This window comes from Streptomyces sp. 891-h, from assembly GCF_022760275.1.
Classification (GTDB): domain Bacteria; phylum Actinomycetota; class Actinomycetes; order Streptomycetales; family Streptomycetaceae; genus Streptomyces; species Streptomyces spirodelae.
In genome coordinates this window covers 184363-199238 of record NZ_CP050693.1, presented here as the reverse complement: position 1 = coordinate 199238, position 14876 = coordinate 184363, and the positions used below count along the sequence as shown (strand labels likewise).

Annotated in this window: 11 protein-coding genes; 8 read left to right on the top strand and 3 right to left on the bottom strand. The window is 70.3% G+C overall.

Annotated features, from left to right (window positions below; all coding sequences use genetic code 11):
• The first annotated feature begins 33 nt into the window (after positions 1–33).
• The 7 genes from HC362_RS00930 to nrfD all read left to right on the top strand — a co-directional run bounded on the left by HC362_RS00930 (position 34) and on the right by nrfD (position 10489).
• The gene (locus HC362_RS00930; RefSeq protein ID WP_347568528.1) at positions 34–714 is read left to right on the top strand and encodes an ABC transporter ATP-binding protein; all 681 of its coding nucleotides are present in this window, start codon (positions 34–36) and stop codon (positions 712–714) included.
• Positions 711–1925: an ABC transporter permease gene (locus HC362_RS00925; RefSeq protein WP_243081791.1), complete on the top strand. Its 1215-nt coding sequence runs from the start codon at positions 711–713 to the stop codon at positions 1923–1925. Before HC362_RS00930 ends, HC362_RS00925 begins: the two co-directional genes overlap by 4 nt.
• A 242-nt stretch (positions 1926–2167) precedes the next feature.
• The gene (locus tag HC362_RS00920) at positions 2168–3955 is read left to right on the top strand and encodes a carbamoyltransferase C-terminal domain-containing protein (protein ID WP_243081790.1); all 1788 of its coding nucleotides are present in this window, start codon (positions 2168–2170) and stop codon (positions 3953–3955) included.
• A gap of 235 nt (positions 3956–4190) precedes the next feature.
• Positions 4191–5039: a hemerythrin domain-containing protein gene (locus tag HC362_RS00915; RefSeq protein WP_243081789.1), complete on the top strand. Its 849-nt coding sequence runs from the start codon at positions 4191–4193 to the stop codon at positions 5037–5039.
• A 43-nt stretch (positions 5040–5082) separates the two neighbouring features.
• On the top strand, positions 5083–8328 hold the full coding sequence (fdh, locus tag HC362_RS00910; protein ID WP_243081787.1) for a formate dehydrogenase: 3246 nt from the start codon (positions 5083–5085) through the stop codon (positions 8326–8328).
• Positions 8325–9386, top strand: a complete 1062-nt coding sequence (locus HC362_RS00905) for a 4Fe-4S dicluster domain-containing protein (RefSeq protein ID WP_243081786.1) — start codon at positions 8325–8327, stop codon at positions 9384–9386. The genes fdh and HC362_RS00905 overlap by 4 nt, the downstream gene beginning before the upstream one ends.
• Positions 9383–10489, top strand: coding sequence for an NrfD/PsrC family molybdoenzyme membrane anchor subunit (gene nrfD / locus HC362_RS00900; RefSeq protein ID WP_243081784.1), 1107 nt, complete (start codon positions 9383–9385; stop codon positions 10487–10489). The genes HC362_RS00905 and nrfD overlap by 4 nt, the downstream gene beginning before the upstream one ends.
• A 6-nt stretch (positions 10490–10495) precedes the next feature.
• Here the strand turns inward: nrfD and HC362_RS00895 are convergent, their stop codons facing one another.
• Entirely contained in the window at positions 10496–11098 is a 603-nt protein-coding gene (locus tag HC362_RS00895) for a hypothetical protein (RefSeq protein WP_243081782.1), read from the bottom strand.
• A gap of 506 nt (positions 11099–11604) precedes the next feature.
• Here HC362_RS00895 and HC362_RS00890 point away from each other — a divergent pair.
• Entirely contained in the window at positions 11605–12747 is a 1143-nt protein-coding gene (locus HC362_RS00890) for a site-2 protease family protein (protein WP_243081780.1), read from the top strand.
• A 52-nt stretch (positions 12748–12799) separates the two neighbouring features.
• Here HC362_RS00890 and HC362_RS00885 read toward each other — a convergent pair whose 3' ends face one another.
• Together HC362_RS00885 and HC362_RS00880 are read right to left on the bottom strand one after the other, a co-directional pair.
• Complete coding sequence (locus HC362_RS00885) at positions 12800–13432, bottom strand: GAP family protein (protein ID WP_243081779.1); 633 nt, start codon at positions 13430–13432, stop codon at positions 12800–12802.
• A gap of 250 nt (positions 13433–13682) precedes the next feature.
• Positions 13683–14552, bottom strand: coding sequence for a universal stress protein (locus HC362_RS00880; RefSeq protein WP_243081777.1), 870 nt, complete (start codon positions 14550–14552; stop codon positions 13683–13685).
• Positions 14553–14876: the final 324 nt, after the last annotated feature.

Sequence of the window (14876 nt, the reverse complement as noted above, 5' to 3'; positions counted from 1 at the left end):
GCCGTGCCCCCGCTTCCGTCGGCTTCCCGCACGCTGGTCGAGCTGGTCGGCGTCCAGCAGCGGTACGGCGACGTGGTGGCGCTCGGCGGGGCCGACCTGTCCGTGGCCCGGGGCGAACTCCTCGCCATCGTCGGCCCGTCGGGCTCGGGCAAGTCGACGCTGCTCAACGTCATGGGCACCCTCAGCCGCCCCTCCCGGGGCACGGTGCGCATCGACGGGCACGACGTGGCGGCGCTGTCCGACCGCGAGCTGTCCGCGCTGCGCGCCCGGACCATCGGCTTCGTCTTTCAGCAGTTCCACCTCTCCCCGGGGGTGCCCGCCCTGGACAGCGTCGCCGACGGGTTGCTCTACAGCGGTACCCCGCGCGGGCAGCGGCGACGCGCCGCCGAGGCGGCGCTGCGCGAGGTGGGGCTGGGGCACCGGCTGCTCCACCGGCCGCACGAGCTCTCCGGCGGGGAGAAGCAGCGGGTGGCGATCGCCCGCGCCGTGCTGGGCAACCCGCCGCTGCTGCTGGCGGACGAGCCGACAGGGGCGCTGGATTCGCGTGCGGGCACGGCCGTTCTGGAGCTGCTGCACGAGTTGCACCGGGCGGGTACGACAGTGGTCGTCATCACCCACGACCGGGACATCGCCGCTTCGCTGCCGCGTGAGGTGCGGCTGCGCGACGGCTGGATCGAGCACGATTCGGCCGCCGGGGCGGGGGCCGCCCGATGAAGGACGGTTCGAGCGGTGGCGCGCCGCGTGCCGCGCGGATGGGCCTCGCCGATGTGCTGCGGGTGGGCGGCGCGGGGCTGCGTTCGCGGCCGATGCGGGTGTTCCTCTCGGCGCTGGGCATCGCCATCGGCATCGCCGCCATGGTGGGCGTGGTGGGGATCTCCACCTCCAGCAGGGAGGACCTGGACCGCAAGCTGGACGCGCTGGGCACCAACCTGCTCACCGTCACTCCGGGTCAGTCCTTCTCCGGGGAGGAGGCCAGGCTGCCCAAGAGCGCGGTGGAGATGATCGGCCGTATGCCGCGGGTGGAATCGGTCTCCGCGGTGGGCAAGACGAACGCCAAGGTCTTCCGCACCGACCGGATGCCCGAGGAGGAGACCGGCGGCATCTCCGTCGCGGCGGCACGCACCGACCTGCCCAGGACGGTGGGTGCCGAGCTGGCGGTGGGCCGCTGGCTGAACGCGGCCAACGCGCGCTACCCGGCCGTGGTGCTGGGTCCCAAGGCGGCCGACCACCTCGGCATCAACACCGCGGGTCCGGACACCCGGGTGTGGCTGGGCGAGCGGTGGTTCACCGTCGTGGGCATCCTGGCACCCAACGAACTGGCCCCCGACCTGGACGCCACCGCGCTGGTGGGCTGGCAGGCGGCGACCCGGTACCTGGGCTTCGACGGCTACCCGACGACCGTGCACACCCGGGCGGAGGAGTCGTCGGTCGGCGCGGTGCAGCAACTGCTGGGTGCGACGGCCAATCCGGAGAGCCCCAACGAGGTGACGGTCTCCCGGCCCTCGGACGCGCTGGCCGCCAAGGAGGCGTCCGACGACACGCTCAGCGGACTGCTGCTGGGACTGGGCGCGGTGGCGCTGCTGGTCGGTGGGGTCGGTGTCGCCAACACCATGGTGATCTCGGTACTGGAACGGCGCTCCGAGATCGGGCTGCGGCGGGCGCTGGGGGCCACCCGGGGTCAGATCCGGAGCCAGTTCCTGTGCGAGTCCCAGCTGCTGTCCGCGCTCGGCGGGGCCGGTGGGGTGCTGCTGGGGATCTGTGTCACCACCGGGTACGCGGCCTATCAGGGCTGGCCGTCCGTGGTGCCGGTCTGGGCGATGGCGGGCGGTGTCGGGGCCACGCTGGTCATCGGTGGCCTGGCGGGGTTCTATCCCGCCGTGCGGGCCGCACGGCTGCCTCCGACCGAGGCGCTGGCCGCCTCCTGATCCGCTGCCGGCAACTGCGCGGGGGTGCGGTGCCGACACCTCGGGCGGGTCGCTGACGCATCGGTCAGTGACCCGTCTGAGGTGAGGAGCCGCGCCCCCGGACCGACGGGCGGCACAGGATGGCTCTCCCGTAGAACCGGCTGCCCCAGGTTGCTCGCGTGCCACTCCTATCGCTCAAGTACCCACGCACACTACTGTGTTGATCCGTTGCCTGCTGCCTGGCTCGGGGAGGCTGGGAGACAGTGATCGTGCTCGGGTACAACGGTTTCACCAGGGGTGCGGAGCTTTTCGGGCGCCTGTACGGATCCACCGGTGTCGGGCGGAACCTCCTTGTGGGGCACGATGCCGCAGCGGCTGTGGTGATCGACGGTGAACTCGTCGCGGCTGTCGAGGAGGAGCGGCTCAGCCGGGTGAAGAAGACCTCGGACTTCCCGGCGCAGGCGATCGAGTGGTGCCTGGAGGCCGCCGGTGTCACTTTCGACCAAGTGGATGTCGTCGCCTTCCCCTGGCGCTTCTCTCCGGCTGTGGCCGAGGAGATGATCGCGGAGATATCCGGCGCCGACATGCCGGTCACCGCGAAGTTCGACGCCCTGCGCCGCGCGGGCGAGGCCTACACCGGCATGTTCAGCCGCGAAGCCGTCCACGGCGACTTCGTCGAGCGCACCGGCCATCGGCTGGATCCCAACAAGCTGGCGCTGGTGCCGCATCATCTGGCCCATCTCATGTGCGGCGCGTATCTGGCGGGCAGAACAGACGCCGCTTTCGTGGTGAGCGACGGCCGCGCCGAAACCCTGTCCTCCGTGATGGGTGAGCTGCGCGGCGGCGTCGTCCGTCTCTTCGACGAGTGCACTGTTCCCCTGTCCAGCTCGCTGGGCGTGGCCTACGGGCGGATCACCCGCTACCTGGGATTCGTGCCCAACAACGACGAGTACAAGGTGATGGGGCTCGCCGCGTACGGCCCGCCGCCGCAGCACAACCCGCTCCTCGAGCGCGTGGTGCGGCTGCACGAGAACGGTTCGTACACCATCTCCATCCCCCAGGACGTCCCGGCCTACTTCGCGCTCTTCGACAGCCTCTTCGGCGGCGACAGCGAGAAGCGCGAGGAGTTCGGCTTCCGGGTCGAGGTCGCCGGAATGGCACAGCACATGGTCGAGGCCGTCACCGCCCACCAGCTGCGGACCCTGACCGCTGCCTCCGGCCTGGACAACCTGCTCTTCGAGGGCGGGCTGGCGCTCAACTGCGTAGCCAACACGAAGATGTTGGAGAGGTCGTCGTTCACCGGCATGGACGTCAGCTTCGGAGCCAGCGATCCCGGCGTCGCCATCGGTGCGGCCGTGTACACCGCCGGCTTGCGAAACCGGCCCGCTGACGCCGCCACCACGCCCTACCTCGGGCCCTCATACAGCGAGAACCAGGTGCTGGACGCCCTGGGGGAACACGAGGACCGCGTCGAGTGGCAGCAGGAGGCCGACGCCACCGCGCTCGCCCACCGCACGGCCGAACTGCTGGCCGACCGCAACGTCGTGGGCTGGTTCCAGGGCCGCGCCGAGTTCGGACCGCGTGCCCTGGGCAACCGCAGCATCCTCGCCAACCCGGCCTTCCCCGACATCAAGGACATCATCAATCTGCGGGTGAAACACCGGGAGCCCTTCCGCCCGTTCGCTCCCGTCGTCCTGGAATCCGAGGCGCCACGTGTGTTCGAGATGGGCAAGAAGACCGCGTCGCCCTACATGACGTTCGTCTTCCCCGTGCGGGAGGAGTACCGGGAGCGCATCCCCGGCGCCTGCCACGTGGACGGCACGGCGCGGATCCAGACCGTCGAGGAGCGGCAGAACCCCGCGCTCGCGGAGCTGCTGCGCGTCTTCTCGGCGCGAACCGACGTGCCGTGTCTGCTCAACACGTCCTTCAACGTGGCCGGCGAGCCCATCGTCTGCTCACCCCGGGACGCGCTGGAGTGCTTCCTCGCCACAGAGATCGACTATCTGGTCCTCGACCGCTTCGTGGTCACCAAGAAGGGTGCCCTGCCGTAACAGCGCGCGCCGGCCGATGGCGCCGTCGACAGCTCGTCCTGCCGGCACGATACGGCCTCCCACCGGCGCCGTCCGAGTGGCTGGGCCGGGCGGGTGAAGAGGCTGCTGCACACAGGCGGTCGGCACCGGGTGCGGCCGGTACCGGGGGAACGTTGACACCCGGACCCCCACCACAGGCGTGCGACGACTCTCCCAGGGGCGTACGGCCGCCAGAAGCCCGAGGGAAGGACCGCCGTTGCCGAGCAGGGATCAGCTGCTGCCCATGGTCCGGGACGGCTGTTCGTACGAGGAGATCGGGCACCGTTTCGGCATTCCCGCCGGGCAGGCATACATGATCGTCACCGGGCTGCCCGCGGACGGGAGTGACGTTCTGGAAGCCGAAGCGCTCGCCGCTCGTGAGGGCCTGCTGACCAGCAGCAGCCAGCACCTCGTCAACCCACCGGCCGAGGTGCCCTCCCGCGATGCGGAAACCCTGCGGTGGCTGCGCCGCCGGGCGGCTGAGGACGCACCGATGCGTCAGGCCGCGGCCCGGCGCACCGTACAACAGCCGCCCCAGCCCGACCCGGGCGACGGGACGGGCGACGGGACGGACGACGTGCTCTCGGCGCTGACCCGGCAGCACGACCGGATCCGGATGCTCCAGGAGCAGCTGGAGACGCTTCCCTCAGCGCAGTCGGGCGGCACGGCGGACGAGCGCAGGCAGCGGGTCGCTGTCGTGGCCGAAGTTCGCGAGCGGTTTGCGCGCCACAAGGAGGCCGTGGAGAGGTGTCTGTGGCCTGTGGTGGCCCGCGCGCTGACCGACGGCGAGCAGCTGGCGGAACAGGGCCGGGGGCAGGAACTGCGCACCAAGGCCGTCCTCGACTCGCTACAGGGACTGGCGGGCGACGACGAACGGTTCGACGATCTCGTGCGGCAGCTCGGGCCGGCACTGCGGAGACACATGGCGTTCGAGGAGACGGTCTTCCTCCGCCTCGAACAGGCGGTGCCCGCGGCGGAACGCGAGGAGCTCGGGCGGCGCATCCCACGCGACCGATCAGATGACGGAGTCTCTCCTGGCCACCAGGAGGGCGCGCCCCGGGAGTGAATGCCCGCACCGGCGGGCGCACGACGGCGAAGGACGTGGCGAGATGCGCAATCCTCTTCGGCACTGGCCCCTGTTGCGCCAGATCCGCGAATCGGACCCGTTCGGCAGGGGCGCGGCGGCCAAGTCGCACACCTCGGCGGAGCTGGAACCACGGACCGCGACCGCGGACAAGGTGGTCAAGTCCATCTGCCCGTACTGCGGTGTGGGCTGCGCGCAGAACATCTACGTCAAGGACGAGCGAATCGTCCATATCGAGGGCGATCCGGACTCACCGGTCAGCCGTGGCCGGCTGTGCCCCAAGGGTGCCGCGACCCTGGAACTGACGACCGGCCCGGCACGGCGCCACCAGGTTCTCTACCGCCGCCCCTACGGCACCGACTGGGAGCGGCTGCCACTCGAACGAGCGCTCGGCATGGTGGCGGACCGGGTAGTCGAGACCAGGCGGCGGACATGGGAGTGGGAGCGCGACGGGCGGCGCGTACGGCGCACTCTGGGCATCGCCAGCCTCGGCGGAGCGACGCTGGACAACGAGGAGAACTACCTGATCAAGAAGCTGTTCACCTCGCTGGGCATCGTCCAGATCGAGAACCAGGCCCGGCTGTGCCACAGCTCCACGGTCGCCGGTCTGGGCACCTCCTTCGGACGGGGCGGCGCCACCACCTGTATGCAGGACCTCCAGCACTCGGACTGCATCGTGATCGAAGGGTCCAGCTTCGCTGAGGCCCACCCGGTCGGGTTCCAGTGGGTGATGGAGGCCAAGGCGCGCGGCGCCACCGTCATCCACGTCGACCCGCGCTTCACCCGGACCAGCGCGCTGGCCGACATCCACGTGCCGCTGCGGGCGGGCAGCGACATCGCTTTCCTGGGCGGGCTCATCCGTTACGTCCTGGAGAACGACAAATGGTTCCGCGACTACGTCCTGAACTACACCAACGCCTCCACCGTCGTTTCCGGGGACTTCCAGGACACCGAAGACCTGGGCGGCCTCTTCTCCGGGCTGATCGAGGGACGCGCGGCCTATGAGAACGAGAACTGGCAGTACGAGGGCGCTGTGGTGCAGGCCGCGGCCGGGAAGCGGGACGCGCAGTACGAGGAGCGGCTGAAGGCCGTCAAGAGCGCGGGGCACACCGAGTCGCACGGTTCGGGCGGCGCCGGTATGCGCGGCAGTCCCGAACGGGACCCGACGCTGAGCCACCCGCGCTGCGTGCTCAATCTTCTGCGGCAGCACTACGCGCGCTACACGCCCGAGATGGTGCAAGAGGTCTGCGGGATCCCCACCGATCTGTTCGAGCGGGTGTGCGAGACCATCACCGGCTGCTCGGGGCCCGACCGCACCACGGCCTTCGCCTACGCGGTGGGCTGGACACAGCACACCGTCGGCTCGCAGTTCATCCGCGCCGCCTCGGTCCTCCAACTGCTGCTGGGCAATATCGGCAGGCCGGGCGGCGGCATCCAGGCACTGCGCGGTCACGCCAGTATCCAGGGCTCGACGGACACGGCGACGCTGTTCAACCTGCTTCCCGGCTATCTGCCGATGCCGCACGCCCATGAGAACCAGACGCTGGAGGACTATGTGCTCGGCGAGGAGCCCGACAAGGGCTACTGGGCCGATATGCGCTCCTACATCGTCAGCTTCCTCAAGGCCTGGTTCGGTGCGGCGGCACATCAGGGCAACGACTTCTGCTTCGACCACCTGCCCCGTCTGACGGGCAGCCACAGCACCTACGAGACGGTCAAGGCCCAGCTCGACGGCGTCTGCAAGGGCTACTTCCTCATGGGCGAGAACCCTGCCGTCGGCTCGGCCAACGCCAAGATGCAGCGGCTGGCCATGGCCGAACTCGACTGGCTGGTCGTGCGGGACTTCTCGCTGATCGAGTCGGCCACCTGGTGGCGGGACGGCCCCGAGATCGACACGGGCGAGCTGCGCACGGAGGAGATCGGCACGGAGGTGTTCTTCTTCCCCGCCGCCTCGCACACGGAGAAGAACGGCGCCTTCACCAACACCAACCGGATGCTGCAATGGCACTTCGCGGCCAAGGAACCGGACGGCGAGGCCCGTAGCGAGCTGTGGTTCATGTATCACCTCGGCCGTCTGATCAGGGAGAGGCTGGCCGGCTCCAGCGACCCGATGGACCGGCCGGTGCTCGATCTGACCTGGGACTACCCCACCGAGGGCGCGCTGGCCGAGCCGAAGGCCGAGGCGGTGCTCGCCGAGATGAACGGCTTCGACGCCGAGGGACGGCCGCTGGCGCACTACGAGCAGCTCAACGACGACGGCAGCACCGCGTGCGGCTGCTGGATCTACTGCGGCTCCTTCGCGGACGGCGTCAACCAGACGGCGCGGCGCCTGCCCGCCAAGGACCAGAACTGGCTCGGCCCGCAGTGGGCATGGGCCTGGCCCGCCAACCGGCGCGTGCTCTACAACCGGGCCTCAGCGGACCCGGACGGCAAGCCGTGGAGCCCGGGCAAGGCGCTGGTGTGGTGGGACGAGGACGAGGCGCGGTGGACCGGGCACGACATCGCGGACTTCAAGGCCTCCAAGAGCCCGCACTACCGGCCGCCCGAGGGGGCGACCGGCGCGGGAGCGCTCTCGGGTATCGACCCGTTCATCATGCAGGCCGACGGGAAGGGCTGGCTGTACGTTCCCGCCGGTCTGGTCGACGGGCCGATGCCCGCGCACTACGAGCCGCAGGAGTCGCCTCTCGCCAACCCGCTCTACGACCAGCAGCGCAACCCCGTGCGGGAGGTCTTCCCCAACGAACACAACCGCTACCACCCCAGCGGTGACGAGCCCGGCTCCGAGGTCTTCCCGTATGTGGTGACCACCTACCGGCTCACCGAGCACTTCACCGCAGGTGGCATGTCCCGCTGGTCGTCGTACCTCTCGGAGCTCCAGCCGGAGATGTTCTGCGAGGTCTCGCCCGAGCTGGCCGCGGAGCGCGGTCTCGAGCACGGCGGCTGGGCGACGCTGGTCACCGCGCGCAACGCCATCGAGGCACGGGTGATGGTGACCTCCCGTATCGCGCCGCTGACCGCGGGCGGCCGGCGTATCCACCAGATCGGGCTGCCGTTCCACTGGGGCACCAACGGCTACACCCGGGGAGACTCGGCTAACGAACTCACCTCCATCGCGCTGGACCCGAACATCCACATCCAGGAGGTCAAGGCGCTGACCGCCGACATCCGGCCCGGACGGCGGCCCAGCGGTCCGGCCCGCGCCGAGTTGGTGCGCAGCTACCGCGAACGCGCTGGAATCACCGCGGAAACAGGCACAGAGGTGACTTCGTGAACGAGCCAACAGCGCACGGCTGCCGCTGCGGCGGAACGGCGAACGGCGGCGGGGCGGCCCCGGACGGTGGGAGGACGACGATGAAAGGCGGGGCGCCTGGCGGCTGCTGCGGCCCGGCCGACGGCAGCACCGGCGCCGGGGGCACAGCGTGCTCAGGCGCTGTCGACGTCACTGTGCGCAGCCGCGCGGACGGCGGTTTCGGCAACGGGCAGGACGCCGCTGCCGGGAGCGGCTACCAGCACGCGCCGCCGCGGCTCGGCTTCTTCACCGACACCTCGGTGTGCATCGGCTGCAAGGCATGCGAAGTTGCCTGCAAGGAGTGGAACGCCATCCCCGAGGACGGGCTGACCTTCGCCGGGATGTCCTACGACAACACCGTCGGCCTGGGCGCCGACAGTTGGCGGCACGTGGCCTTCATCGAACAGGACAAGCCGCTCGCCGGCCAGATCACCGGCGGCCGGCAGGACGGCGAAGCTGAGGGGCTGCGCTGGCTGATGGCCTCGGACGTGTGCAAGCACTGCACGGAGGCAGCCTGCCTGGACGTGTGCCCGACCGGTTCCCTCTTCCGTACCGAGTTCGGCACCGTCGTCGTCCAGGAGGACATCTGCAACGGCTGTGGCTACTGTGTGCCCGCCTGCCCGTACGGGGTCATCGACCAGCGGCCCGGGGACGGCCGGATGTGGAAGTGCACCCTGTGCTACGACCGGCTCGGAGCGGGTCAGGAACCGGCGTGCGCCAAGGCGTGCCCCACCGACTCCATTCAGTTCGGGCCGCTCGACGAACTGCGCGAGCGGGCGGCGCTGCGGCTGGACCAGATGCACGCCGAGGGCATCTCCGAGGCCCGGCTGTACGGACACGAGCCCACCGACGGCGTGGGCGGCGACGGGGCCTTCTTCCTGCTGCTGGACGAACCCGAGGTCTACGGGCTGCCGCCCGACCCCGTCGTCACCACCCGCGACCTGCCGCGGATGTGGAAGCTCGTGGGCGCCGCGGCGGCCTGCCTTGCGGCATCGGTCGCAGCGGCGTTCGCGGCCCAGACGCAGGGGACGAACCGGTGAACGAGCCGACGGGCGGACCGATGAACAACGAACCGGCGAGCGGACCGGGAAACACGGCACCGATCACCCAGGAGGGGCTGCGCGGCGGACGCCCCGGCAGCAAGGCGACCACGGGGGCCCACGTACCGCCGGGCGGCGGCGGGCCACGCCGCAAGGGGCGCAGTGGCCGGGCCGAGCCCCGGTTCCGCTCCTACTACGACCTGCCGGTCCTCAACAAGCCCGTATGGGAAGCCCCCGACATCCCGGGCTATCTCTTCCTGGGCGGCCTCGCCGGTGCCGGAGCCGTCATCGCCGCGGGGGCACAGCTGACAGGCCGGCCGGAGCTGAGCCGCGCCGCCAAGGTGACGGCGGCTTCGGCGGGGCAGCTCTCGATCGTGGCCCTCATCCACGATCTCGGGCGCCCGGCCCGCTTCTTGAACATGCTCCGCGTCTTCAAGGTCACCTCGCCGATGAGCGTCGGCTCCTGGCTGCTGGCGGGCTTCGTACCCGCCGCGAGTGTGGCGGCAGGCACCGAGGCGACCGGCAGGTTCCGCCCCCTGGGGGCCGTGGCCACGGCCGGGGCGGCGCTGCTCGGCCCGCCGGTGGCCTGCTACACCGCCGCCCTCATCTCGGACACGGCCGTCCCCGCCTGGCACGACGGGCACCGGCTGATGCCTTTCGTGTTCGCGGGCAGTTCGCTGTCCGCGGCGGCCGGGGCCGGACTGCTCGCCGCGCCTGTCGAGGAGACCGCTGCGCTGCTTCCCCTCGCGGTCGGCGGGGGCCTGGGAGAGGTGGCGCTGTCGGAGGTGATGAGACGCCGAATGGGAGTGGTCAACGAGGCCTATGAAACCCGCCCGGCCAAGACGTACCTGCGCGCGGCCAAGGCCCTGACCATCGGCGGCGCCGCCCTGGCCGCGACCTGCCGCCGCAGCCGCACCCGGGCCGCCCTGGCGGGTGCCGCCCTGCTCACCGGGTCGGCCCTCACCCGCTTCGGGATCTTCTACGCGGGCCTGGCGTCCGCTGAGGACCCGAAGTACACGGTCGTGCCGCAGCGCGAGCGGCTCGACGGCCACAGCGGAAGCAGTACGGCCCCGGGTGGAGAGCCCGACCGCGGGCTTCCGTGACAGGCTTCAGTCCTCACCCCAAGCAGTTACCACGAAGGTCACCTTCCCCGCATCCGGCGAGATGTCCCGGACTCGCAGCAACTCGACAGCTTCGTCCTCGTCGTAGGGGTGGGTCAGGCAGAACTGCCGCCCCGCCTTGAGGTCGGAGAGCGGAATGCCGGCGTGGATCTCGGGCACTTCTTGGCTCTTGACGAGGGCGTTGCAGCTGCGTCCGTCCTGCTTCCCGGAGACCTGGTATGCCGCATTGACGCTGTCGTGCGGATCGAGAAAGCGCAGCTTCGCCTGATCGCTCTTTCCCCCGCACGGATCAACCGACAGGTCCGGGTTGGTGTATCTCAGTTGGAACCCGCCTTCCACCAGCTTCGGAGAGGTCCCGTCGAGAGACGCGTAGACGGTGCCGCAGTCACCGTCGTCCGACTTTCCGCCCATCGTGAGCGAGGCATCTTTGTACCGCACGGGCTCTGTCGCGCTCGGCGAGCTGGAGGGTGAGCTCGTACTCGTCCTGGAAGGCGGCGGCGCGGGCTCGGGCCTGTCGTTCTCGCTCGAGCAGGCAGCAGTGGTGAGGGTCGTGGTCAGGAGCCCTGCCATGATCCAGGTGGTCGTTCGCATGGCCCCGAGAGTCCCACCCGGCTCGGACTGCAACAAGCGCAATGAGTGCCAACTTTCCCTGGCTGCTGTGCTTTTGGGGCCACGGCCCCGCCCGAACGTCGGGCTCGCGAAGGCCGCCGCTCGCGCCGGGCGCAGCGGGAAGCCATCGGGTCACCCACTGCTGCTCACCCGTACGGAGTACCGGCAGAGGCCGGCGCGTCCACACAACCGACCGGCGGAGCGACGTGCCCCGCTCCCCGGCCCCGGCCTCAGCCCCAGCCCCAGAAGCGGGGCTCTCCTCAGACGCGCGCGCCTCCACCCGCGCGGCGACACCGGGGCCCTGCCGCAGCGGGGGTCTCCGGGTGCCGTTGAGCACCGCTCCGCGCATTCTGGCCACAGGACGTCGTTCTGCCGCCTCTGCTCGCGGCCCGGTCGGTGCACCGGGACACGAGACCGCCCTGCGGAGGTACATGACCGGCGCGCGGCGCCGAACACAGCATCGGACACGCCGAGCCAGGGAGACGGACGTGCGGGCAACTCTTCCACTGGGACGGATCGCCGGGGTGCGGGTCGGCGTGCACTGGAGCGTTCTGCTCGTTTTCGCCCTCGTCGCATGGATTCTGGCCAGGAGCCGTTTCCCGCAGGTCGATCCCGGTCGCGCCGAGGCACTGTACTGGGGGATCGCGCTGGCCACCGCCGTACTGTTCTTCAGCTCGCTCCTCGCCCATGAACTGGCGCACGCGATCGTTGCCCGGCGCAACGATGTGCCGGTGGAGGACATCACGTTGTGGCTGCTGGGCGGATTGGCACGACTCAAGTCCGAAGCGTCGCAGCCCGGAGCGGAACTGCGGATCGCGGGCGTCGGCCCCCTGGTCAGTCTCCTGCTGGGAGTGGGCTTCGGGCTCTGCTCCTGGCTCATCCACCTCCTGGGTGCTACCCGGCTCGTGGTGGAGGCGGTGGCGTGGCTGGCGGTCATCAACGTCCTGCTTGCCCTCTTCAACGCCATTCCCGCCGCGCCGCTGGATGGTGGCCGTCTGCTGCGGGCTGTGCTGTGGTGGCGTACGGGGGACCGGCTGCGGGCGGCGATCGGGGCCACCCTGGCCGGACGTGCGTTCGGCTGGCTGCTCATCGTCGGAGGGCTTCTGCTCTTCCTGGCGACCAGGGTCTTCGACGGGCTCTGGCTGGCGCTGATCGGCTGGTTCCTGCTCTCTGCCGCGACCGCGGAAGGCCGGCAGGCGCAGCTGCGCAGCACTCTGGCCGGAGTTCCCGTACGAAGGGCCATGACGGAGCAGCCCGTCACGGTCCCCGCCGAGCTGACCGTCTCGCGGTTCCTCGCGGACGCCAGGTACCGCTACCGGCACTCGGCCTTCCCCGTGGTGGACCAGACGGGCGAGGGGGCCGGTCTGATGACCCTGGAGCGTGCTCAGCGCGTCCGAACGGAGCAGCGGGAAACGACCGAGGTCGGGGAGGTGATGCTGCCGTTGGCAGAGGCCGTCACCGTGGCCCCGGACGACTTGCTCCCGGACCTGCTGCCCCGCATGGAGTCCGGCGCGGAGCACCGGGCCATCGTGCTGGACGGCGGCCGAGTCGTCGGCATCGTCGCGCCCAGCGACATCGCCCGGACGCTGAACTGGCTGATGCCCCCACAGCCGCGCTGGGGGAGCAGGTGACGGGCCGGACGTCTGGCGGGCCCTGGAAAACCGATGACCCTGTGGCCCGGTCTCACGCCAGAATCAGAACGATGAAGAGCGCGCACATCAGAATGTTCACCAGCCAACTGTGCGTGTTCGCCCAGTCGCGGACCTTCGGCATCACCACCGCCGCCCGATGACCCGCGCCCAAGCGGATCAGGAGGGGCAGCGCCGCGATCAGGAGAGTCGCGCCGATGAACGGCAATGCGTCCACGAACGACTTTCCCGCCTGTTCGAGATGTACCCCGACTGTGAGCATCACCATGATGTCCGAAGGCATGAGCAGCACGACCAGGATGCCGACCCGGAAAGCCTGCCCAGGGTCTGCTTCCAGCAGAGTGCGCAACCATTTCGGAGGCTGCACTGTTTCGCGTTTCCGCCAATTCCTCAGCGCCGCGAGAACCAGCAGCAGAACCAAGGCGTACTCGATGGCCTGGCCGACCGAGCCCTTGTCCTTCGAACTGCCCAGGCTGACCGCGTCACCCAGGAGCGAGGCGATTCCCAGCGAGGCGGCCACACCCGCGAGAGCCGCCACGGCCACCCCGCTCAGGAACCCGAGAGACACACGCACCGCCTGCGGTGCGGTGACGAGGATGATCGCCGACATGATCTGCGGCCCGGCCATCATGGTGATCGCCAGGGGAAGGATCTTCAGACCGTCCATGATGAACCACCCGGGACCAGGCCGCTGCGTGAGCGTTCGGGCGAAGCGGTCCCCGATTGAACGCGCGGTGCGGTGCGGTCGCTGATCGATAGGAGGGGCAGATGACCCCAGTCCACCCCCTCCCATCTCCCGGCGCCCCCGAGCGCAGACCGATCGGGTGACGGGGCCCAGCACGGCTACTCCAGCGGTTCGGGCCCGCGCCCGCGTCAGCGGCCTCGCTCCCGGGTGCCGGTGTCCGGAAAACCGCCGGTCAGCGATGGGGGACGACGGCGACGGGACAGGCCGCCTGATGCAGCGCCGTGTGGCTGACCCGGCCCAGCTGCAAGCCGAACTGGCCCTCCCGCCGAGTGGCGCCGACGACCAGCAGATCCGCCTCGGACGACGGCCCGAGGAGAACCCGGTGGGCCGGCCCTTCCAAGGATGCCCGTCGCACAGGCACCGCCGGGTGCTCAGCCGTCGTCGCCTCCAGCACCTCCTCCAGGACTGCGACCGCCTGATCCCCGTACGTTCTTGCGCCGGAGTCCAGTGCGCCCAGCGAGTCCGTGGGATGCTGAGGACTGCGCCAGGCCCGCACGGCCACCAGTTCGCACCCGCGGGCTTCGGCCTCACGCAAGGCGAAGCGCACGGCAGTGGCGGCCTCGTCCGCCTCTCCCACACCGACGACGACCCTGTGGCCCATGCCCCGGATGTTGGACTGCTCACCGCGTGTGACGACGACCGGGCAGTGGGCGCGCCCCGCGACCGCCAGGCTCACCGAGCCCAGCAAGCGCTCTTTGACTCTTCCGCGTCCTGAGGAGCCGCACACGACCGCGGAGGCCTCCCGCGATTCCTCGACCAGCGCGGTGGCCGCCTCGTCCGCCACGGGCACCGCACTGACCTGCAAGTCCGCGGAGAGTTGCTGGGCGCGCTGCTTCGAGGAGGCGATGATGTGCTGGGCTGCGACCTCCTCAGCCGGTCGTTCGGTGGTGAACGAAGGCAGTGTGCCCTCGTAGCGCTCCCACCGCGACGCGTAGATGATGCGCAGAGGCAGCCGGCGCCGTGTCGCCTCTTCCACCGCCCAGTCCAGGGCAGTCAGGCTGCCGTCCGATCCGTCGACACCCACCACCAGCGGACCCTTCATGTCCCTCACTCTCCTCACCGGATGCCGGACGGACACCGGCTCGCCGTCGTCCCCTCATCCACCATCCCCCGCCGTCTGCGTCTCGGCATGTCAAAGGCCGGAGGCTCCGCGCTCTCCGACAGATCCGCGAGGACGGTCCGGCCGGTGCCTTCATCGGATACCTGCCTGCCCGCCAAAGGAAGGCAGCCGCTCCGCACGCCCCTTCGAGCCCTAACGGCCACCCCCAGGCCGTACGGAGCCGGGAGCCGTTTTCTGTTATGACGGCCCCCGGCCCGAAGTCTCCTCTTGTGTCGGACAGAGAATGTCGTGACTCGGAAGGGAAGT